General features: G+C 48.0%; 34 protein-coding genes and 1 pseudogene. All 35 read right to left on the reverse strand.

The window, feature by feature from the left end:
• Nucleotides 1–165 precede the first annotated feature (165 nt).
• Complete coding sequence (locus tag AB7D94_RS09635) at nucleotides 166–411, reverse strand: LA_3696 family protein (protein WP_420265618.1); 246 nt, start codon at nucleotides 409–411, stop codon at nucleotides 166–168.
• Nucleotides 412–656: 245 nt separating this feature from the next.
• Nucleotides 657–2,169: pseudogene (locus AB7D94_RS09640) on the reverse strand (IS1380 family transposase).
• A gap of 253 nt (nucleotides 2,170–2,422) precedes the next feature.
• Nucleotides 2,423–3,571 (reverse strand): M20/M25/M40 family metallo-hydrolase, encoded by a 1,149-nt coding sequence (locus tag AB7D94_RS09645; RefSeq protein ID WP_420265620.1) that lies wholly within the window; start codon nucleotides 3,569–3,571, stop codon nucleotides 2,423–2,425.
• Nucleotides 3,561–4,271, reverse strand: a complete 711-nt coding sequence (locus AB7D94_RS09650; protein ID WP_420265621.1) for a YggS family pyridoxal phosphate-dependent enzyme — start codon at nucleotides 4,269–4,271, stop codon at nucleotides 3,561–3,563. Before AB7D94_RS09650 ends, AB7D94_RS09645 begins: the two co-directional genes overlap by 11 nt.
• Nucleotides 4,272–4,297: 26 nt before the next feature.
• Nucleotides 4,298–5,626, reverse strand: coding sequence for an ATP-binding protein (locus tag AB7D94_RS09655; protein WP_420265622.1), 1,329 nt, complete (start codon nucleotides 5,624–5,626; stop codon nucleotides 4,298–4,300).
• Between the two features lie 217 nt (nucleotides 5,627–5,843).
• A complete protein-coding gene (gene rplQ, locus AB7D94_RS09660) occupies nucleotides 5,844–6,248 on the reverse strand; it encodes a 50S ribosomal protein L17 (protein WP_420265623.1) in 405 nt (134 codons plus the stop codon).
• A 2-nt stretch (nucleotides 6,249–6,250) separates the two neighbouring features.
• Complete coding sequence (locus AB7D94_RS09665; protein ID WP_420265624.1) at nucleotides 6,251–7,324, reverse strand: DNA-directed RNA polymerase subunit alpha; 1,074 nt, start codon at nucleotides 7,322–7,324, stop codon at nucleotides 6,251–6,253.
• Between the two features lie 15 nt (nucleotides 7,325–7,339).
• Entirely contained in the window at nucleotides 7,340–7,966 is a 627-nt protein-coding gene (gene rpsD / locus AB7D94_RS09670; protein ID WP_420265625.1) for a 30S ribosomal protein S4, read from the reverse strand.
• A gap of 2 nt (nucleotides 7,967–7,968) precedes the next feature.
• Nucleotides 7,969–8,358, reverse strand: coding sequence for a 30S ribosomal protein S11 (rpsK, locus tag AB7D94_RS09675; protein WP_420265626.1), 390 nt, complete (start codon nucleotides 8,356–8,358; stop codon nucleotides 7,969–7,971).
• On the reverse strand, nucleotides 8,358–8,732 hold the full coding sequence (gene rpsM, locus AB7D94_RS09680) for a 30S ribosomal protein S13 (RefSeq protein ID WP_420265627.1): 375 nt from the start codon (nucleotides 8,730–8,732) through the stop codon (nucleotides 8,358–8,360). The genes rpsK and rpsM overlap by 1 nt, the downstream gene beginning before the upstream one ends.
• Before the next feature lie 15 nt (nucleotides 8,733–8,747).
• Nucleotides 8,748–8,861: a 50S ribosomal protein L36 gene (gene rpmJ / locus AB7D94_RS09685; protein WP_085052836.1), complete on the reverse strand. Its 114-nt coding sequence runs from the start codon at nucleotides 8,859–8,861 to the stop codon at nucleotides 8,748–8,750.
• A gap of 13 nt (nucleotides 8,862–8,874) precedes the next feature.
• Nucleotides 8,875–9,093 (reverse strand): translation initiation factor IF-1, encoded by a 219-nt coding sequence (gene infA / locus AB7D94_RS09690; RefSeq protein WP_420265628.1) that lies wholly within the window; start codon nucleotides 9,091–9,093, stop codon nucleotides 8,875–8,877.
• Between the two features lie 21 nt (nucleotides 9,094–9,114).
• Entirely contained in the window at nucleotides 9,115–9,867 is a 753-nt protein-coding gene (map, locus tag AB7D94_RS09695) for a type I methionyl aminopeptidase (RefSeq protein ID WP_420265629.1), read from the reverse strand.
• A 16-nt stretch (nucleotides 9,868–9,883) separates the two neighbouring features.
• On the reverse strand, nucleotides 9,884–11,188 hold the full coding sequence (secY, locus tag AB7D94_RS09700; protein ID WP_420265630.1) for a preprotein translocase subunit SecY: 1,305 nt from the start codon (nucleotides 11,186–11,188) through the stop codon (nucleotides 9,884–9,886).
• A gap of 24 nt (nucleotides 11,189–11,212) precedes the next feature.
• Nucleotides 11,213–11,677, reverse strand: a complete 465-nt coding sequence (rplO, locus tag AB7D94_RS09705) for a 50S ribosomal protein L15 (RefSeq protein ID WP_420265631.1) — start codon at nucleotides 11,675–11,677, stop codon at nucleotides 11,213–11,215.
• A 36-nt stretch (nucleotides 11,678–11,713) separates the two neighbouring features.
• On the reverse strand, nucleotides 11,714–11,896 hold the full coding sequence (gene rpmD, locus AB7D94_RS09710; protein WP_420265633.1) for a 50S ribosomal protein L30: 183 nt from the start codon (nucleotides 11,894–11,896) through the stop codon (nucleotides 11,714–11,716).
• A 2-nt stretch (nucleotides 11,897–11,898) separates the two neighbouring features.
• Nucleotides 11,899–12,426, reverse strand: coding sequence for a 30S ribosomal protein S5 (gene rpsE, locus AB7D94_RS09715; RefSeq protein WP_420265634.1), 528 nt, complete (start codon nucleotides 12,424–12,426; stop codon nucleotides 11,899–11,901).
• Nucleotides 12,427–12,530: 104 nt separating this feature from the next.
• Nucleotides 12,531–12,890, reverse strand: a complete 360-nt coding sequence (gene rplR, locus AB7D94_RS09720) for a 50S ribosomal protein L18 (protein WP_420265635.1) — start codon at nucleotides 12,888–12,890, stop codon at nucleotides 12,531–12,533.
• 22 nt (nucleotides 12,891–12,912) lie between these two features.
• Nucleotides 12,913–13,455 (reverse strand): 50S ribosomal protein L6, encoded by a 543-nt coding sequence (rplF, locus tag AB7D94_RS09725; protein ID WP_420265636.1) that lies wholly within the window; start codon nucleotides 13,453–13,455, stop codon nucleotides 12,913–12,915.
• Between the two features lie 22 nt (nucleotides 13,456–13,477).
• The gene (gene rpsH, locus AB7D94_RS09730; protein WP_420265650.1) at nucleotides 13,478–13,867 is read right to left on the reverse strand and encodes a 30S ribosomal protein S8; all 390 of its coding nucleotides are present in this window, start codon (nucleotides 13,865–13,867) and stop codon (nucleotides 13,478–13,480) included.
• A gap of 13 nt (nucleotides 13,868–13,880) precedes the next feature.
• A complete protein-coding gene (locus tag AB7D94_RS09735) occupies nucleotides 13,881–14,066 on the reverse strand; it encodes a type Z 30S ribosomal protein S14 (RefSeq protein WP_420265637.1) in 186 nt (61 codons plus the stop codon).
• A 57-nt stretch (nucleotides 14,067–14,123) separates the two neighbouring features.
• Nucleotides 14,124–14,666 (reverse strand): 50S ribosomal protein L5, encoded by a 543-nt coding sequence (gene rplE, locus AB7D94_RS09740; RefSeq protein WP_420265638.1) that lies wholly within the window; start codon nucleotides 14,664–14,666, stop codon nucleotides 14,124–14,126.
• Between the two features lie 5 nt (nucleotides 14,667–14,671).
• Nucleotides 14,672–14,989, reverse strand: a complete 318-nt coding sequence (gene rplX / locus AB7D94_RS09745; RefSeq protein WP_420265639.1) for a 50S ribosomal protein L24 — start codon at nucleotides 14,987–14,989, stop codon at nucleotides 14,672–14,674.
• Nucleotides 14,990–15,026: 37 nt separating this feature from the next.
• Nucleotides 15,027–15,395 carry a 50S ribosomal protein L14 gene (gene rplN, locus AB7D94_RS09750; protein WP_420265640.1) on the reverse strand — a complete coding sequence of 123 codons (369 nt, stop codon included), beginning with the start codon at nucleotides 15,393–15,395 and terminating at the stop codon, nucleotides 15,027–15,029.
• 3 nt (nucleotides 15,396–15,398) lie between these two features.
• On the reverse strand, nucleotides 15,399–15,644 hold the full coding sequence (gene rpsQ, locus AB7D94_RS09755; RefSeq protein ID WP_420265641.1) for a 30S ribosomal protein S17: 246 nt from the start codon (nucleotides 15,642–15,644) through the stop codon (nucleotides 15,399–15,401).
• Nucleotides 15,637–15,858, reverse strand: coding sequence for a 50S ribosomal protein L29 (rpmC, locus tag AB7D94_RS09760; protein WP_420265642.1), 222 nt, complete (start codon nucleotides 15,856–15,858; stop codon nucleotides 15,637–15,639). Before rpmC ends, rpsQ begins: the two co-directional genes overlap by 8 nt.
• Entirely contained in the window at nucleotides 15,855–16,274 is a 420-nt protein-coding gene (rplP, locus tag AB7D94_RS09765; RefSeq protein WP_420265643.1) for a 50S ribosomal protein L16, read from the reverse strand. The genes rpmC and rplP overlap by 4 nt, the downstream gene beginning before the upstream one ends.
• 75 nt (nucleotides 16,275–16,349) lie before the next feature.
• On the reverse strand, nucleotides 16,350–16,994 hold the full coding sequence (gene rpsC / locus AB7D94_RS09770; protein WP_420265644.1) for a 30S ribosomal protein S3: 645 nt from the start codon (nucleotides 16,992–16,994) through the stop codon (nucleotides 16,350–16,352).
• Nucleotides 16,995–17,008: 14 nt separating this feature from the next.
• Nucleotides 17,009–17,368, reverse strand: a complete 360-nt coding sequence (gene rplV, locus AB7D94_RS09775) for a 50S ribosomal protein L22 (protein WP_420265645.1) — start codon at nucleotides 17,366–17,368, stop codon at nucleotides 17,009–17,011.
• A 4-nt stretch (nucleotides 17,369–17,372) separates the two neighbouring features.
• Nucleotides 17,373–17,660, reverse strand: a complete 288-nt coding sequence (gene rpsS, locus AB7D94_RS09780) for a 30S ribosomal protein S19 (RefSeq protein ID WP_420265646.1) — start codon at nucleotides 17,658–17,660, stop codon at nucleotides 17,373–17,375.
• 21 nt (nucleotides 17,661–17,681) lie between these two features.
• Nucleotides 17,682–18,500, reverse strand: coding sequence for a 50S ribosomal protein L2 (rplB, locus tag AB7D94_RS09785; RefSeq protein ID WP_420265647.1), 819 nt, complete (start codon nucleotides 18,498–18,500; stop codon nucleotides 17,682–17,684).
• Between the two features lie 2 nt (nucleotides 18,501–18,502).
• Nucleotides 18,503–18,793, reverse strand: coding sequence for a 50S ribosomal protein L23 (gene rplW, locus AB7D94_RS09790; protein ID WP_420265648.1), 291 nt, complete (start codon nucleotides 18,791–18,793; stop codon nucleotides 18,503–18,505).
• On the reverse strand, nucleotides 18,768–19,433 hold the full coding sequence (rplD, locus tag AB7D94_RS09795) for a 50S ribosomal protein L4 (RefSeq protein ID WP_420265651.1): 666 nt from the start codon (nucleotides 19,431–19,433) through the stop codon (nucleotides 18,768–18,770). The genes rplW and rplD overlap by 26 nt, the downstream gene beginning before the upstream one ends.
• Before the next feature lie 52 nt (nucleotides 19,434–19,485).
• Nucleotides 19,486–20,148, reverse strand: a complete 663-nt coding sequence (rplC, locus tag AB7D94_RS09800; RefSeq protein ID WP_420265649.1) for a 50S ribosomal protein L3 — start codon at nucleotides 20,146–20,148, stop codon at nucleotides 19,486–19,488.
• Nucleotides 20,149–20,168: 20 nt separating this feature from the next.
• Nucleotides 20,169–20,474 (reverse strand): 30S ribosomal protein S10, encoded by a 306-nt coding sequence (rpsJ, locus tag AB7D94_RS09805; RefSeq protein ID WP_085052813.1) that lies wholly within the window; start codon nucleotides 20,472–20,474, stop codon nucleotides 20,169–20,171.
• Nucleotides 20,475–20,533 lie beyond the last annotated feature (59 nt).

Raw genomic sequence — 20,533 nt, forward strand, 5'->3', positions numbered from 1 at the left:
TAGGGATGCCCTCGCAGGGAAATCAACGGGTGTAGTTATTTAGACGCTTACGTTTTAACGGCCGTGGCCTTTACAACCATATCATGAATCCTCCCTCTTTTTAATTAAAAGATATCAACGGGAAAAGGACAACCTTGACGAAAAAAATGTTTTAGTGGTGTTGTATTACTTAAGAAATGCTTTGAGCATGGCAAACATGGCTAATAACTGCCCCGCCCAGAAGAGGAACATCCATTTTAGTGTTTCGGACTTGGTTTTTTCTATCTCCGCTTTTAAGTTGGCAATATCTTCTTTTGTAGCCGCATCCTTACGAGAAGCTGAATCGGCCTCATTGATAACTTTAACAAGGTCCTCTGTGCCCTGTTCGCCAAGTTTCTCTCGCAACGATTTAGGTATCGTTATAACGCTCATGCTTTCAGTATATCACAAACAATGAATATCGTCAATCCCCCGAATTGGCCTGAATCCACCATCAAAATGAGCCAAGACATCAGTTTTAGGTTTTGGGGAGATTTTTTTGTGAGGGGTTCAGAGTTCACCCCCTTTTGTTAGAGGATTTCTATAGCCCTAACTCCCCTAAAAACCTATGAATTTACCTTAATGAACACAACTCTCCTATTTTTTGATTAACTATGTCATAAAAACCTCCGAATGCGTCACGGAGCACAAGCCAATTGCGCAATTTTACGACGCGCTTCAATTAGTAATGGCCATGATGGATGGCTACCAGATATGCGAATTATCATTTTGCGCGACCTCTCTACTACCCGTCCGGCTATGAAGATCAGACCTAACCGGATTGCCTTCATTCGCTTGCTAATCCATGACTGCCCAAGTACCAGCCGCTTCATGAGGACGTTAAAGTTATGTGTCAGAACTGTTATCCACCACCATGCAGCATTTTCACCGAAATCTCCTGATGGAAACCGCCCTCCGGCAAAATCATTCTTCATTACATCATGTGCCTGTTCACTTTTACCGCATCTCCCATAAACCCACTTTATCAGCTTATCTCCTGACCAATCCATATTGGTCACGTACCCGAATATTTTATAACGGCTATTTTTTATCATCATTGTTGGAAACGGCAATTCCTCTCTCCATTCCGGGAAGTTCCCGATCTTTTATTTCCCGCCGTGTCGCAAGATACCTATATGCCGGCGCACTTTTGCTATGGCATAGCCTATTCGGTACAAAGCAAACCTCCGCATATTCTCTTCCAGTCTCCCTAAGTTCTCCATTTATCTCCTTATATATCGGATGCCAATCTCCTTCAGCTACTTCCATCACCGTTTCCCGAAATGGTTTTGTCACATCGCAGCTTATCACAAACTCTATCCTGCCAAATCGTTTGTTTTCCCCTGTTTCACAATATCTCAACAAATCGTGTTGATACCCCGCACTGTCAGACCTCAATCGTACTTTCCTTACCCCTTGCGGCAAACATTTTAATGCTTCTTCTAATACCCTCCGCTGCTCATATCCAGATGGTACATTGCCATCCCGAAATTCCGTGTGCAACAGCACATCTCTTTCATGCCAATATGTGTTTAACGGCTGGTATGCCTTCTCTCCTTCATAGCTGTAAAGCGCTCCTCTTTTCGATGTCTCTGATAAGGTCGCGTCCATGTCTAATGTGGCTATCTCTTCACATGGCTTTACTTCTTCAAATCCTATCAAACCTGTGTTTATATTCATCAGTGCCTTCAGATTCTCTGTAGCCTTCGGTATGAATGCTGTCCTGCCTATCCTCAGTTTCTCTTGTTCCTTATCATGAAATTTCGATAAATAACGAAATATTACCGATTCCGACGGTGTCGTCCTTTTACGTTCCTTGCGAAATCTCCTCTGTATCTCTCGTCTCTCCCTTCGACTTAGACCTGCCCTCAATGCCTGCCCCATTACCCGGCATACCCCATCGTCTCCCTCTATTTTATCTATATCCCTTACACTATCCCCGCCCACAAGGTTTAACAGTATCAATGAAAATACTATCTCCCTATCCCTCCAACCCCGATTGCCACTGCATATCTTCAAATTCTCATCTATTAACTTTAAGAGACCCGATGACACCGCTAAATCCATATACACCGGCAACCCTCCTAACGCCGTCATCCCTGATTTGCTTTCATCCTTGCCGTATTCATATTTTAGCGTCCCTTGTGCCATAATAATTCACCTCGTTGGTGTTAGTTTTTTGTCCGACAACTTATTCTAACATCCCGTGTACTCGGGTAACAACGAGGTTTCCTTCTTTTTTTGATGGTGAATCAAGGTTGGGGACAAATAGGGACATGTCCAATACTGTCCGGTATAGAAATTGCTTATATCAAGAAAAACTCAGGGGACACAATATTGCATTCATGACTGATACAGGGCAAATATGCTACAACGCATTGCTCTCCTCATAAGTAAGGATACTTCACATTTTGCTATCGGCGGCAAGCGCCTTAATGATGCCAAGCAGCATGAGGGCGGCCTTTGAGAGGTCTTCCTCTTTTATGTACTCGTCTGTTGTATGGGGCATTTGCATCCCCGATGAGATTACAAGGGATTTTATCCCATTGCGATTATAAATATTTGCGTCTGAGCCGCCGCCGTACGATATAAACTCAGGGGTTATCAGAAGGTCTTCGCATACATTTTTAATCAGCCCTACGAACTCATCCGCCTCGCTTATATGAAAACCGTGATATTGGCGATTCTCCCTGATTTCTATTTTTACCTGATTTTTTTTGGCCAACCTTCGGGCGGTATCAAAGATGGCATTTTTAGTCCTCTGCATGGCATCGGCGTCATGGCTTCTAATCTCTCCTGTTATAGTTACTTCTTTTGGGACTATGTTCGTTGCGGTGCCGCCCTGAATTGTTCCAATGTTTGCCGTCGTATTGGGGTCTATGCGGCCATCCGGCACTGCGGCAATAATGTTAGCGGCGGCCTTGATGGCGCTTGTGCCGCGTTCCGGTTCTATGCCGGCGTGCGCCGCCCTGCCGGTTATGTGCATCTCATAGATGTCGTGCGTAGGGGCGGCAAGGACAACCCTGCCAATTCCGCCACTGCAGTCAAGCACAAGGGCTATGCGGCTTTTAAGACTATCGAAATTAAGATTTTGCGCCCCGATAAGGCCGCGCTCCTCGGCAGATGTCAGTACCACCTCAATATCGCCGTGCGGAAGGCCTTGCTCTTTCAGCACGTAGAGGGCCTCCAGAATCTCCGCAATGCCACTCTTGTCATCCGCCCCAAGTATAGTGCCACCATCGGTTTTGACAACGCCGCCCTCGCGTATTGATTTCAACCCTTTGGTGGATTCCACCGTATCCATGTGGCTGCTCAACATAACAGGCGCAACACCTCTGAGCTTCCCATGCTTTCGTCCTATCAGGTTGAATGATTTGCCATATTGCTGAAACTCCACACTAAGCCCCAGTTCAATCAGATGTTTGGTGAGCCTTGAGGCTATCTCCCGCTCATTATACGACGGCGAGTCTATCTGAACAAGCTCAATGAATATGTCCATGAGCCGCGCGGGGTTAATACAACGCCATGGGTCAACTATTGTATTATCTTTCACCAAATATCTCGCTGCCAACCCTAACCATCGTGGCACCCTCCCCGACTGCCGTCTCAAAATCATTTGACATCCCCATGGACAGCTCAGCAAGGGCAATACCACTTTTTGCGAGGTCGTCCCTTATGTCCTTTAATCTCCTGAAAAACGGCCTCGACAGCTCCGGGTCTTCAAAAAACGGCGGCATTGCCATCAGGCCAATCAGATTGAGGTTCTTATGAGAACTCGTTATTCGCTCTGCAAGGGCAAACACCCTGTCCTCTTCAATCCCTGCCTTTGTGTCCTCCTCCGAGAGTTTCACCTGTATGAGGATGTCTTGAATCTTACCGGCCCTTGCGGCGTGGGCGTCAACCTCTCCGGCGAGGGCGGCAGAGTCAATGGAATGAATGCAGTCGAAGGTGGCAACGGCTTTTTTCACTTTATTTCTTTGCAGATGGCCAATGAGATGCCACGACACGCTGGATGAGGGGTTTCCCCTAATGATCGTTTCACGCTTGGACGCGGCTTCACCGACATAACTTTCACCAAAGACCCTGAGACCCAGCTCAACCGCCTCAGAGACAACGCTGACTGGAAAATGTTTCGTCACGGCCACAAGACGCACCGTTTCAGGTGACCTGCCTGCCCTCATCGCCGCGTGGTAAATCCGCCTATGGACATCAGAAATTCTCTTTGCCAAATTATTTAATGAATTATCTGACAAATTATTTGGCGCCATACCCGAATGCACTATACAGGCAGGACGAAGTAAAAATTATTGCCCAAATCAACAGGCTCATAGCCAAAGACGCCCCCGTGTATTTCAACCGCGTTTTTGATAAATGTCAGGCCATGCCCAGTGCCCGGCCTTTGTGCCACATTTGAGCCTCTATAGCCCTCTTCAAATATCCTGGCCCTCTCCTCCGGCTTTATATGCTGCCCTGAGCTGAACACATTAAACTTCACACCATCCTTACCCGGGCCAAAATAGTCTTTAATTATTTCACGCCCATATCTCATAAATTTCTTATTCTCTCTGGCTGGAGTAATAACAACGGAGGCGTATTTCAGGGCATTGGAAAACAGATTCGCAAATACCTGGGCAATTAGCCCAACGTCAACCACACTGATAATCGCATCACCCTCTGTGCCGCAACCGCTTCCATCAACCTCTATTCCCATCTCGTCGAATCTTTCGAGGAATCTCTCCAGTTGGGGGATTATGACATCGCGGCGCATGTTGCAGGACTTTGTGCGCAGCGTGAGGTGGCCCTTGTCGAAATGGCTTTTGCGAAGCAGGGTCTCTAAAAACAAGGTCGTGCTTTTGTAGTGCCTCTCAATGCTCTGGAACTCATCCGTAAGCCCTATATTGACCTCTGTAAGCTCATCAAGCAGCCGCTCAATGCAGATAGTATCACACTGGTCTTCAATGGCGTATGCTATCAGGAGTTTCTCTATTTCCGTGTTTTTGGCTATCTTACCCTTGAGCCTTCGCAAAAATAATTTGAATATCATATTGGGAACGATAATATTATGCTCAATGTCGGCGACAAGGGTTTGTATAAATTTCAGATGCTCAATGTTTTTATTCTGCAGGTATCTGTTGTGAATATTGTATCCTATGCGGTTAGCATACTTCTCAAGAAACAGTTCATCGGCCTCGTTAAGGCCAGTATTAGGATATACCTCCAGAAAACCCAGTATATTGTCGGGGTTAGTGGATGAGTCAGTCTGAAATTTTTTCCCCCGGATGGTCAGAATAAGGCTGTCTTTAAGTCTGTACGGCTTGTCTGTAGGCATGATTTGCTGTGGCATCGGCGAGTTTATATACTCATCACTCTCTTCAGTCCTGGCAAAAAGCACCATATTTGAGGTCTTCTGCTCAGCGAGGTAGAGCTTAGCGTCAAGATTAAGAAATACCTTAGGAATAACCACACACAACCTATACAGGTCTTCAATGTCGTTCAGTTCTTGCGCCAAGTCAAAAAAGGACTTTAAGGCGTCGCCCTGCTCCTGCGTAAAGTCATATTTCCTGTAATCTTTCTTCTTGCTATTTACCAGTTCGTATATTTTATCCACGTAATCCACATATCGGGCCGCACATCAGGCTCAAGGCAATCATGTCCACAGACACATCAACGGCCTGTCTTAGTATTGTCCGGCTTGATGTCGTTTTTAGGAGCACACGACTCCTTAAGATTCGACGCTCAGGTTCTGACACCGAACCTTGGCAGGACAAACACCTGCAAGACTATCCATGCCGCGAGAAACAATATAATCCACAAGATATCCTGCATTATGACTTATCCTTTTTCTTGTCATCCTTCGCGGGAGGGATGGAAACAACGTAATCAACGAACTCCAGAACCGCCATCTCCGCCTGGTCTTTCAATCTCCTGCGAGTCCTGACAATCCTGAGATATCCACCGTTTCTGTCCGCAAAACGCGGGGCGATATCAGCGAACAGCTTAGCTATAACCTTCCTGTTTGGAATGTTTGCCAGCGCCGTACGTTTGGCGTGCAAATCCCCTTTTTTGCCTAATGTAACCATCTTCTCGACTAACCCTTTGACGGCCTTGGCCTTGATTAAGGTTGTCTCTATTCTCTCATACTCCAGCACGGCGGTTATCAGGCTCCTGAACAAGGCCTTTCGCTGATTTGCCGTCCTGTTGAAATGTCTGGCGTCTATCTTATGGCGCATGGTCAGCCTCCTCCATTTTCTATTTTCAGTTCCCTTCTGACGGCATCCATATCTATCTTAACATTAAAATCAAGCCCCAGAGTCAGCAGCACCTCCCGTATTTCGTCAAGAGATTTTCTGCCAAAATTTTTCATCTTTAACATCTCATGGTCATTTCGTTGAACCAGCTCATAAATATACTTGATGTCGGCATTCTTGAGGCAATTCTGCGACCTCACGGAAAACTCCAGCTCGTCAACGGTTTTCAGGAGATTTCTGTTAAACTCCTTGCCAGGCAGGACATTCGGCTCAACCGGTTCAGGGCTGCTTATGACAGGGGAGTCTTCCACTGCCGCGGCATCTTCCTTATCCTCCTCCTCCACTTCCTCTTCCACAACCTCTATGAGAGAAAAATAGCTCATATGTTTCGTCAGTATCTTTGTGGCCTTCGCAAGGGCAGCCTTAGGGTCTATACTGCCGTCCGTCCAAATCTCCAGGAGCAGTTTGTCATAGTCGGTCGCCTTTCCCACTCTGGTTTTTTCCACGTTAAAAATAACCTTTCTAATCGGCGTAAAAATCGCGTCTATCGTTATCGTCCCCAGAGGCATCCCTTCTTTGGGCATCTCCTCAGATGGAATATAACCCCGCCCCTTGTTGATGCGCAGTTCAACCTTGAACTCTGAATCCCTGTCCAGTGTGGCTATGTGAGCGTCGGGATTCAGCATCTCCAGCCTTGCACTTGCCTTTATGTCCTTTGCCGCAACGACAGCGCTGCCGCTGACATCAATTGTCGCGTTCAATTCCTCGTCGCCATGGAGCCTGAATCTGAGCTTCTTAAGATTCAGCACTATTTGCACAACATCCTCTTTAACACCCTTTATCGTTGAGAATTCATGATACACACCTTCAAACTTAACAGAGGTAATGGCGGCGCCTTCAATAGAGGACAAAAGAACTCTCCTCAGCGCATTTCCAATCGTTATGCCATACCCTCTTTCCAATGGTTCAGCAATTAACCTACCATAGGTATCCGTAAACGTCTCTTCCTCAAAATACACGTTTTCCGGTAGCTGAAACCCACTATTTTCAAGCAACATAATGCCTCCGTTTAATTATCTTGAATAAAACTCAACGATCAGCTGTTCTTTGGCAGCCAGTGGAATATCGTCCCTGCCTGGCACGTGCAAGACCTTGCCTTTAAAGCCGATAAAATCAACCTCCAGCCACGATAGCACTCCCTCGTGCTGCTGCCTCTGAAGATTTTCACCGAAGACGCTCAATTTCTTACTTGCCTCGTGAACCTCTATGACATCCCCCACCTTAACGCTGTACGATGGTATGTTGACCTTCTTACCGTTAACGCGGAAGTGCCCGTGTAAAACCAACTGCCTGGCCTGGTTCCTGTTTGACGTAAACCCTATTCTGTAAACTATGTTGTCAAGCCTTCGCTCAAGATATTGTAAGAGAAGCTCTCCGGTGATGCCCCTTTTCTTTTCCGCTTCCTTAAAATACTTGCTGAACTGCTTTTCTAACAGTCCGTATATACGCTTTACCTTTTGCTTTTCCTTCAATTGAACGGCATAGTCAGAGAGTTTTCCCCTCCTCTGGCCGTGCTGGCCGGGCGGGTATTTTCGCTTATCTATGGCGCACTTATCAGTAGTACACCTGACCCCTTTCAGAAACAGCTTCTCTCCATCACGTCTGCATAGCTTACACAACGCGTCTCTATATCTTGCCATAGCTACACACGCCTCCTTTTTGGAGGTTTACATCCATTATGTGGGACTGGCGTAACGTCCCTGATTACATTTATATCAATACCGGCAGCCTGAATAGCCCTTATCGCCGATTCTCTGCCCGCGCCCGGGCCTTTTATAAACACATCTATCTGCTTCATTCCCATTTCCATCGCCTTTTTAGCCGCCGTGTCGGCTGCCATCTGCGCCGCATAGGGCGTACCCTTTCTTGAACCTCTGAAACCGAGGCTCCCGGCACTTGACCACACCAGCACATTGCCTATCGTGTCGCTTATCGTTACCAATGTATTGTTAAACGTCGTTTGCACGTGCGCTACACCGTTGGCCACTCTTTTTTTCTCTTTCTTCGGCCCTTTACGTTTCCTGGGCGGCATTATTTACCTCCTTTTTTCTTAATAGAAGACTTTGCCGGCCCACGTCTTGTCCTGGCGTTCGTCTTTGTCCGTTGCCCTCTTACGGGAAGCCCAAGCTTATGGCGCAGCCCCCTGTAACATCCTATGTCCATCAATCTCTTTATATTCATTGAGATCTCTTTCTTTAAGTCACCTTCCACTTTGCAGTCCCTGTCTATGACCGCCCTTATCTTTGCAACATCTTCGCTTGTCAGGTTGTTTACCCTAACATTCGGATCTACGCCCGTCTCTTCGATTATCTTCTTCGATGTCGCGCGGCCTATCCCGAATATCCTCGTCAGCCCGATTTCTATCCTCTCTTTCTTAGGCAAATCTACGCCTGCTATTCTTGCCATACCATAAACTCCTCTTTATCCTTGTCTCTGTTTATGCTTAGGATTTTCGCAGATCACTCTGACAACTCCCTTCCTCTTAATCAGCTTACACTTTGTACACATTGGCTTTACGGATGATCGCACTTTCATCGTCCCTCCATGGTCATTTATACCTGTATGTTATTCTTCCCTTTGTCAAATCATACGGCGACAGCTCGACAAGTACCTTATCTCCCTGCAAAATCTTTATGTAATGTATCCTCATCTTGCCGGATACATATGCCATTATCACCTGCTTGTTGTCCAACTCAACCCTGAACACCGCGTTAGGCAGCGCCTCAAGGATAGTCCCCTGCACCTCAATGTTATCTTCTTTTGCCATTTTTTCCCATTTTATCCACGATTAATTTAATTGAGTTAAAATCCCGGCCTCATCTTCGGTAATCACAACTGTATGCTCAAAATGCGCCGACATTGAGCCGTCCACCGTCACCGCTGTCCAGCCGTCTTTCAATACCGCGACCTCATAGCCACCCGCGTTTACCATCGGCTCTATGGCCAGCACCATACCTTTTTTCAGTCTCGGCCCCTTGTTCGGAAGCCCATAATTCGGTATCTGCGGCTCCTCATGCAGAGACCTTCCCACGCCATGCCCCACAAATGCCCTCACAACCGAATACCCACACCCTTCCACATGTGTTTGTATCGAATGCGATATATCGGACACCCTGTTATTTGCCCTCGCCTTTTCTATACCCTTATAGAGCGATTCCCTTGTAACCGCCAGCAATCTCATTGTCTCCCTTGATACCTTCCCCACAGGGTAGGTCCACGCACCGTCGCCTATATATCCGTCATATATGACGCCCACGTCAAGGCTCACGATATCGCCGTCTTTCAGCACCCTCTTTCTTGACGGTATCCCGTGAATCACCTCATTGTTCACCGAGATGCACAAATTCGCCGGATACCCTCTGTATCCTTTAAATGCCGATGTTGCCTTGTTGCTCTTTATTATGTCCTCCGCGCGTATCTCTATATCTCTTGTTGTTATACCGGGGACGATTACCTCCCCCAGCCGCATCAGCGTCTCCGCCACTATCTTTGACGCCCTGCCTATCTTGCTTATCTCCTCATCTGATTTAATTATTATCACATGCCTGTTTCAGGGACTATCTCCTGCCCTTTACCCTGCCCTTTTTCAACAGACCGTCATACGACCTTGTCAGCAGATGCGACTCTATTTGCGAGACCGTATCAAGGGCGACCCCGACGACTATCAGAAGTGATGTGCCTCCAAAGTAAAACGGCACGTTAAATTTACTTATCAGAATACCCGGCAGCACGCAGACAACAGACAGATATATGGCGCCCACAAATGTAAGCCTCGACAGCACCCTGAATATGTAGTCCGACGTATTTTTCCCCGGCCTTATGCCCGGTATATAGCCGCCATATTTCTTCAGATTATCAGCAATATCCACTGGATTAAACACAATAGCGGTATAAAAATAGCAGAAAAACACAATCATGGCAACATATATCAAGTCATGCACCACAGAGCCGGGCGCAAGCTGCTTTGCAAACGACTGCACCCACGGTATGGCGATAAACCCGGCAATCGTCGCCGGAAACATGATAATAGAAGACGCGAATATGGGCGGTATAACGCCCGATGTGTTTATCTTAAGCGGCAGGTGCGTGCTCTGCCCGCCGTACATCTTCCTGCCCACCACGCGCTTGGCATACTGCACAGGGATCTTCCTCTGCCCACGCTCCATGTAGATAATACCGGCTATGACGCCTATCATCAGCACGAACACGATCATCATCAATATAATTGAAATCTCACCGGCCTTTATAAGGCGTCCCGTACTCACTACCGCGTTTGGAAGCCGCGCCACGATGCCTGCGAATATTATGAGCGATATGCCGTTTCCCAGCCCTCTTTCTGTTATCTGCTCGCCAAGCCACATGATAAATGTCGTACCGGCTGTCAGCGTTATCATTGTTACCAGCCTGAAACCCCATCCGGGGTTGTGGATAAACTGCCCGTTTGCCATTGTCTCAAGCCCCACAGCTATACCGAATGACTGAATAAGGCTGATGACTATTGTGCCGTACCTGGTGTACTGAGTGATCTTCTTACGCCCTTCCTCACCCTCTTTGGCCAGTTTGCCAATAGCGGGGATGACAACAGTAAGGAGCTGAAAGATAATAGACGCGCTGATATAGGGCATGATACCAAGTGCAAAGATTGTCACTCTGGAGAGCGCCCCGCCTGAGAACATATCGAAAAACCCCATCAAAGCGCCGCCCTTGTCGGTCAGAAACTTACTCAACTGCTCGCCGTCAATACCGGGCGTAGGCACGTGAGCGCCTATTCTATAAACGGTCAGGAGTGCAAACGTAAAGTACAGCCTTTTTTTCAGTTCCTCTATTCTGAATATATTCTGAATACTGTTTAATACACTCAATAGTCAACCCTCAACATATATCCCCTAACCCAGGACCACGGCTTGCCCGCCGGCGGCGGTTATTTTCTCTACTGCCCTCTTACTAAACACATTGGCCTTTATGACGACCGCACGCTTCAGCTCACCAGTTGCAAGTACCTTTAGCCCCGCGTGTATCTTCTTTATAATCCGATACTTGAATAACAGCTCCGGCGTCACCTCAACACCAGCCTCTATGAGGCCGGAGTCTATCTTATCATCTATATCCTGAATATTTATGATTGCCCATTCTATCTTAAACGGATGGTTCTTAAAGCCTCGTTTTGGCAGTCTGCGCTGAAGCGGCATCTGTCCGCCCTCAAAGCCCCGTGCAACACCGCCGCCTGAGCGTGCCTTCTGGCCCTTGTGCCCTTTGCACGAGGTCTTTCCGTGCCCACTGCCGCAGCCCCTGCCTACCCTTTTGTTATTTTTTGTGCTGCCTTCTTTAGGGGCAAGCTCATCTAATTTCACTTTATTAAACCTCCATCACGTATTGAACCGCGGCCCTCAGGCCGCCTCAATCAACTCAACCTTCACCAGATGGGATACTTTTCTTATCATGCCATCAATTGCGAGGTTTTTCTTTTTTATCACAGTCATGTGGCGCTTACGCAGACCAAGCGCCCTCAGCGTGTCTCTCATCCTTTCGTTTAATCCTTCGTAGCTTCTCATCAGGGTTATCTTAATCATATCTATACCTGCTTTGCCGTATCTTTTGCGCCTTCACGGGTCGAATCTTCGCCCCTGCCCCTCAGTTTTAGCACTACCTCGGGGTCTTTCAGCAGGGACAACCCGTTGAATGTCGCCCGTACGGCGTTAAAGGCATTCGAAGAGCCGATGGACTTCGCCACTACGTTGTGTACGCCAGCGACCTCCAGCACTGCCCTTACAGGGCCGCCCGCTATGAGGCCTGTCCCTTCTCTGCCCGGATTGAGCACCACTACGCCGGCACCATAGTGGCCGGTTATCCTATGCGGTATAGTGGCGTCCTTTATTGGAAATTTGAACAACGCCTTCTTTGCCTTTTCAACCGCCTTTCTGATTGCCTCTGGCACTTCGTTTGCTTTACCCTTGCCGATGCCTACGATTCCCTCGCCATTTCCTACCACTACGAGGGCGCTGAAGGAAAACCTCCTCCCACCTTTCACTACCTTCGCGACACGGTTTATGAATATGACCTTCTCCTGAAGTGTCAGCTCACTCGGATCTATTCTACCCACTATACCTCCTGTTTACGCCTTCCATATCTACTATCATCATCTACCATCATCCCGACTATCTCTATCCTTCCAACTTTTCCGGACTTCCACGCTTTCCGGGCTCATCAGAACTCCAGGCCGGCTTCCCTTGCCGCCTCGGCGAGTGCCCTCACCCTGCCGTGATATTTGAATCCGCCCTTATCGAACACCGCCTTGCTTATCCCTTTTTCTTTTGCCTTTTGCGCTATCAGGGCACCGACCTTTTTTGCCGCCGCGACATTGCCCTTATGACCGGCATCTGTCCTTAGCGACTTGTCAAGGGTTGACGCAAACGCGAGGGTATGTCCCCGCTCGTCATCTATCATCTGAGCATACATATGGCTCAGGCTTTTATATACTGTAAGGCGCGGCCGCTCCTGCGTGCCGGACACCTTTGCCCTTACCCGCTTGTGTCTTTTTTCTCTCAGCTCAATTTTTTCTATCATTAACTCAAGACCTCGCTCAGTATTACTTCGTCCCGGTTTTACCAGGCTTTAGCTTGATTGACTCATTGGCATATCTAATCCCCTTGCCTTTGTAGGCATCGGGCGGCCTGATGCTCCTTATATCCGCGGCCATCTGCCCCAGAAGTTGTTTGTCAATGCCTCTAAGGGTCAGCTTTGTCTGTTTTTTATCAACTTCCGCGGAGATACCTTTGGGCAGTTGAAATATTACGGGATGGGAATACCCCATGGCGAACTCTATCTTATCCTCTTTGACTTGCGCCCTGTAACCCACTCCAACCAACTCCATATCCCTCGTAAATCCCTTTGAGACGCCCTCGCACATGCTGTTTAGCAGACTTCTGGTCAAACCGTGCAGAGACCTCTCGTTCTTTGTGTCTCCCGCCCTTTCAACAGTCAGGATATTACCGTTAATGGCCAGCCTCATCAAATCTGGCACACTCCAGCTCAACTCGCCCTTTGCGCCCTTTACAACTACGGCGCTGCCGGTGGCCGTTACAGTCACCCCGCCCGGTATCTCAATTGGCTTCTTCCCTACCCTGGACATCTCTTTGTTCTCCTTTTATATATTACCAGATGTAGGCGATAACCTCTCCGCCCAATTTCTCGTTCCTGCACACACTGTCCGTTAATATCCCTCTGGGGGTGGTCATAATTACTATCCCCACGCCTGCCATTATCTCATGTACGTCTTTATATCCAGCATAGACACGGCGGCCGGGTTTGCTCACGCGCTTCAGGCCGGTTATAATGCTCTTGCTCTCCACATACTTCAGCGAAATCCTCAGCACACCCTGCTTTTTATCCTTGAGTATCTTATATGCCCTTATAAAACCCTCTTCTTTCAGCAGCTTTGCTATCTCAAGCTTTATCCTTGAGGCCGGCACGTCCACCTTTTCCGCCTTTATCATAATTGCGTTTCTCATTCTCGTCAACATGTCCGCTATCGGATCAGTCATCATAGTCTCACCCCTACCAGCTTGATTTTATTACGCCGGGCACTTTTCCTTGCAATGCAAGCATCCTAAAACATATACGGCACATCCCGAACTTCCTTAGAAAGGCCCTCGGCCTGCCGCATAACTGGCACCGGTTGTACGCCCTTACCTTAAACTTAGGCGTCCTTTTATTCTTTTCTATCAAACATGTCTTTGCCATATAACCCCTATCGCCCCGAATTTAATCTCATAAAGGATTTCATTATCATAAGGAATCTTAATCCCTGAAAGGCATTCCGAATTCCTTCAGCAGCGCCTTTCCTTCTTTATCCTTGCCGGCCGTGGTGCAGATAACCACGTTTAGCCCATGCACCATGTTCACCTTGTCGTAGTCTATCTCAGGGAATATGAACTGCTCCCTTATCCCTACCGAATAGTTCCCGCGCCCATCAAAGGATTTACCTGACACTCCCTTAAAATCCCTTATTCTGGGCAGCGCCAAACTGATAAGTCTATCTAAAAACTCGTACATCCTGCTGCCGCGCAGCGTCACCATACAGCCTATCGGCATCCCTTTACGGAGCTTAAACCCCGCTATGGACTTCTTTGCCTTCGTCACGACTGATTTCTGTCCGGCAATCATGTCGAGTTCCTTTTGCGCGCTATCAAGCAGTTTGATGTCGTGAATCGCCTCGCCTAAGCCGACATTCAGTATTATCTTCTGCAGCTTGGGCACTTCCATCACGTTCCTGTACGAAAACGCCTTCGTCAGCGCCGGTATTATCTCTTCTTTATATTTTTGTTCTAACCTGGGTAACATAGCCGCTAATCCATGACCTCCTTGCATTTCTTACAGACACGAACCTTCTTCCCGCTGTCAAGGGCAACATTGCCTATCCTTGTTGGCTTTGAACACCTTGAACACACGAGCATCACCTTGGAGACGTGTATAGGGGATTCTTTCTCTATAATGCCGCCCTGTTTGTACTGGTTATTGGGCTTCATGTGTTTCTTTATCATGTTGACGCCTTCAATGAGCACTGTGTCATCCTTGGGATGCGTCCGTATGACACGGCCCTTCTTGCCTTTCCCTTTACCAGTCAGCACTACTACTGTGTCTTCTTTTTTAATGCTTAAGCCCATTGCCGTCCTCTCATTATTCTATAATCTATTGTATGTCTCATAGCACTTCTGGCGCCAGAGATATAATCTTCGTAAACTCCTTCCATCGTAGCTCTCTGGCAACCGGCCCGAATATCCTTGTCCCTATGGGTTCGCCTGCCGCGTTTATCAGCACCGCCGCGTTTTGCGCGAATCTTATATATGTGCCGTCAAGCCTGCGCGTCTCTTTCCTTGTCCTTACCACTACCGCCTTTGCCTTGGAGCCTTTTTTGACGTTGCTCTCAGGGATTGCCTCCTTCACGGCCACCACTATTATATCGCCGATACGGGCGTATCTCCTCCTGCTGCCGCCGAGAACCTTTATACATTGCACCTTCTTTGCGCCGGAGTTATCGGCAACATCAAGTACAGTTTCTACCTGTATCATTTTTTATGCCCCTTGTTCCACGCGTTTTATTACAACCCAGTTCTTTGTCTTACTTATCGGCCTTGACTCCTTCACCGTAACCGTATCGCCCTTTTTACACAAATTCCCTTCGTCATGGGCCTTCAGTTTCTTTGTCCTTTTTATGGTCTTTTTATATAAGGGATGCTGCGTAAGCTCACTTACCGCGACTGTTACCGTCTTATCCATAAGATCCTTTACAACCGTCCCTGTATAGACTTTCTTAGGCATATTTTTTCCTCACTGCCTCATTTTCCTTAGGGGCCATTTCTGTTTTTACCGTCAGAAGCCTCGCCACGTCTTTCTTTATCTGCCTTATTCTCCTGGGGTTTTGTATCTCGCCTGTGGCCGACTGAAATCTCAGGTTAAAGAGTTCCTTCCTCAACTCCTGTTCTTTCACATTCAGCTCATCTACTGTTTGATTTCTCAGCTCTTTTGCCTTCATATCACAGGCTCCTCTCTCTTTACAAATTTTACCGCTATTGGAAGCTTATATGAGGCAAGCCTTAACGCCTCCTTAGCTATCTCTTCCGTTACGCCTGATACTTCGTACATTATCCTGCCAGGCTGCACTACCGCCACCCAGTACTCAAGGGCACCCTTTCCCTTACCCATTCTGGTTTCTGCGGGCTTTTTGGTTATTGGTTTATCGGGAAATATCCTTATCCAGAGCTTGCAGCCACGCTTTGCGTGTCTTGTTATGGCTATTCGTGCCGACTCTATCTGCCTGCTTGTCACCCAACCAGGCTCAAGGGCCTTCAACCCGAAATCTCCGAAGGACACATCGGCCCCTCTGGCGGCCTTGCCGTTCATATTGCCTTTCATCATCTTCCTGTACTTAACCTTCTTAGGCATTAACATTTCGGCTGCTCCTTATGCACTCTCGGCTGATCTATATTTATCTCTATTTTCAATCTATTGCCATCCACAATCACGCTAGGCTGACGCCTTTGATTCGGGCAGTATATCGCCCTTATATATCCATACCTTAACGCCTATTATTCCGTATGTCGTCTTTGCCCGGGCATAGCCATAATCTATATCTGCCCTAAACGTATGCAGTGGCACCCTGCCCTCCTTATACCACTCTGTCCTGGCGATTTCAGCCCCTGAGAGCCTCCCCGCACACGCTATTTTTATTCCAAGCGCGCCAAATCTTATTGATGACAGGACGGATTTTTTCATTGCCCGGCGGTACGCCACCCTTTTCTCTATCTGAAGGCCTATGTTTTCCGCCACAAGCTGGGCGTCAAGCTCCGGCTTTCTTATCTCCTTTATGTCTATACTGACCTGCTTGCCGATGTGTGCCTCGACCTCCTTTTTCAGGTTCTCGACCTCGGCGCCCTTCTTGCCTATTATAATACCAGGCCTTGCCGTATGGATAATTATCTTTATCTTCTGGCCGGCTCTTTCTATTTCAACCTTGCCAATTCCAGAGTGGTAGAGCTTCTCCTTTATAAAGCCGCTTATGAACAGGTCCTCGTGGAGCTGCTGCGCATAACCGTATTTCAGATACCAGCGAAAATCCCACGTCTTTATTATTCCCAACCTGTTACCTGTTGGATGTGTCTTCTGACCCAAAAACCACCTCCACGCTATTCAGACAGAACCACAGTAATGTGGCTTGTCTTCTTCTTTATAATATTTGCCCTTCCCATTGCCCTTGGCATCATCCGCCTCATCATCGGCCCCTGGTCTACGAACACGTTTACGAGCTTCATCTTCTCCGGCTCCGCCGCCTCTTTTTGCTCAGCATTTGCCATAGCAGACCTGAGAATCTTATTCACTAACTTTGCACCCCTGTATGGCATGAACTTCAGCATCACCGTTGCCGTGCCCGCGTCTTTTCCAACTATCAGTTTCGCAACTCTCCTGGCCTTTTGGGGCGTTATCCTGGCATACCTGTGTATGGCCTTTGATTCAACTTTGCCTGTGGTCAATTTTTTCGATTCCATAGTGTTATTTACCCTTCACGGCAGTAGTTTTTTTACTTCCCGAATGCCCCTTAAAAATCCTTGTCGGGGCAAACTCACCGAGCTTATGGCCTACCATGTTCTCCGATACATACACGGGTATGAACTTCCTTCCATTATGAACAGCGAACGTTATTCCGATAAAATCCGGTATCACGGTCGAGCGCCTTGACCATGTCTTTATTATCTTTTTCTCGCCTGAGTCAGACATTTTCTTCACCTTCCTCAGCACGCTGTCATCCACAAATGGACCTTTCTTTACCGATCTGGGCATCTTTTCACCTCTTATTCACCTTCACTTTCTTCTTCTCACTATATATTTGTCGGTCCTCTTATTCTTCCTTGTCTTAACCCCTTCAGGACTACCCCACGGACTGCACGGGGGCCTTCCGCCGGAACTCTTTCCTTCGCCTCCGCCAAGCGGATGGTCTATGGGATTCATTGCCACGCCGCGCACTGTGGGTTTCTTTCCCATCCAGCGATTTCTTCCTGCCTTGCCGATTGAGATATTTTCGTGCTCGGCGTTACTTACCTGGCCAACTGTGGCCATGCAGTCTATTGGAATAAGCCTCACCTCAGAGGATGTGAGCTTTATCTGCGCATATTTGGCGTCTTTTGCCACTAGCTGCGCGGATGCCCCTGCACATCTGACAAGCCTCCCGCCCTGGCCCTTTCTTATCTCAATGTTATGGATTACCGTACCCAACGGTATGTCTTTCAGCGGCAGGGCATTGCCCGCCTTTATCTCAGAATCAGAGCCGCTTGTCACCTCACTGCCAACCTGAAGGCCCTCAGGGAGTATTATATACCGCCTCTGCCCGTCCGCATACCTCAGGAGCGCTATGCGCGCCGACCTGTTTGGATCATACTCTATGGTCTCCACTTTTGCCGACATCCCCATCTTGTCTCTCTTGAAATCTATTATCCTATACTGCCTCTTGCCGCCGCCGCCACGATGCCATGCGGTCACGCGCCCGAGGTTGTTTCTTCCGCCGGTCTTTTTCACCTTCGCAAGGAGCGGCTCATACGGCTTGTCAGTCGTCAGGTTCGCAAAGTCAGAGACCGTCTGAAATCTCCTGCCCGGTGACGTTGGCTTATATCTGATTATTCCCATATCTATATACCTTCTATAAAGTCTAGCTTTTCGCCTTTTTTCAGGGTTACGATTGCCTTTTTCTTTTCCTGAGTCTTACCAATAAACTTGCCATATTTCTTCCACTTTGACGGCCGTATTATCGTCGCTATTTTATCGACCTTCACCTTGAATATCTCCTCAAACGCCCTTTTTATCTCTATCTTGTTGGCGTCCTTTGCCACCTCTACCAGCAACTGCCCGGTATTCTCCTTTAAATACGTGCCCTTTTCAGTAAACAGGGGCTTTTTAATTATCGAGTATATGTCTTTCATCGCCATTTAATCCTTTCACTACCGTAATCGCGCCACTTGTCATAAGCACCATGTCGTGGTTCAGCACATCGTAAGTGTTTATATCCATTGCCCTCACTACATCTACGCCCACGATGTTGCGGGCTGAGAGCACTATGTTATCGTTTTTCTCCGGCAGTACAATCAATATCTTTCTATGACTATCCTTCGATCCCAGCAGAGTAAGGTTGTTTAGTATCCTTATTATATCCGCCGACTTTGGACGCTCCAACTTTAAATCGTCTACAACCACGAGTTCATTGCTTGCGAATTTCACAGACAACGCCGTCCTCAGCGCAAGCCTCCTGAGCTTCTTATTCACCTTATACGAATAATCGCGTGGCTGCGGGCCGAATGTCGTGCCTCCGCCCTTCCACAGCGGCGACCTTATGCTTCCGTGTCTTGCGCGGCCTGTGTGTTTTTGTTTCCACGGCTTTTTGCCGCCTCCTCTTACCAGCCCCCTGGTCTTCGTGGCGTGCGTGCCTTGTCTCTGGTTTGCCAGATAATTTACTACCACAGCATGCAGAATGTCTTTTCTCGGCTCAAGCCCAAAGACATCCTCCGGCAATTCCACCTTGCCTACCGTGTTGTTGTTTATGTCTTTTATCTCTATCTCCAACATATCGCCTTTATCACCCATGTCGCCCATATCGCCCTTTAAACCTTCGCCTTCATTATTTTGTTATTTCCACTATGTTACCGGTTGGCCCTGGTACAGCGCCTTTTATTATCAGCAAGTTTTGCTCTGGTTTTACGGCTATAACCTCAAGATTACTTACCGTCACCCGAACCGCGCCCATATGCCCTGGCATACCTAAGTTCTTCCACACCCTTGATGGGTAAGAGCTTGCACCAATTGAGCCTGGCGCCCTGTTAAACATTGAGCCGTGCGAACCCGGCCCGCCCCGGAAATTGTGTCTTTTCATCACGCCCTGAAAACCCTTGCCTTTGGAGATACCACTCACCTTTACGAGATCCCCGGCCGCGAATCCTGCCACAGTCACCACATCGCCCACCTTCAACGCGCTATCATTCTCACCGGCACTCCCACCGCCCGCCGCGTCAAGCCTGAACTCCCTTAACATCTTGTGCGGCTTTTGCCCGACCTTATCATACATGCCCTTTGTCGGCTTATTGACCCTTTTTAGCTTGAGAATCTCCTGAAACCCTAACTTTACGGCCGCGTATCCATCACGCTCAACCGTCTTCACCTGTATTACGGCACATGGGCCAGCCTCTATCAGCGTCACCACCGAGACATTGCCGTTTTCGGCAAACATCTGAGTCATTCCCAATTTTTTCCCTATTATTCCAGTTTTTCTATTTATTTCAGACATTGTTTTTCCTTCTGAATACCCTATAATTTAATCTCTACGTCCACACCGGCCGCCAGCTCAAGCTGCATCAACGCGTCCACTGTCTGTTGTGTCGGGTCGTGTATATCAATAAGACGCTTGTGCGTCCTTATCTCAAACTGCTCCCTTGATTTCTTATCAACGTGCGGCGAGCGCAATACGGTAAATTTCTGTATATGCGTCGGCAACGGCACCGGCCCGGCTATTCTCGCCCCCGTCCTGTGAACCGTATCCACTATCTCCTTCACTGACTGGTCAAGCAGTCTGTGATCGTATGCCCTTAATTTGATTCGTATTTTATCGTTCAAAGCCCTACTCCAACACTTCCGTAACGACGCCGGCTCCAACCGTCCTGCCACCCTCTCTT

It is taken from the genome of Candidatus Magnetominusculus dajiuhuensis, assembly GCF_046044395.1.
GTDB lineage: Bacteria > Nitrospirota > Thermodesulfovibrionia > Thermodesulfovibrionales > Magnetobacteriaceae > Magnetominusculus > Magnetominusculus dajiuhuensis.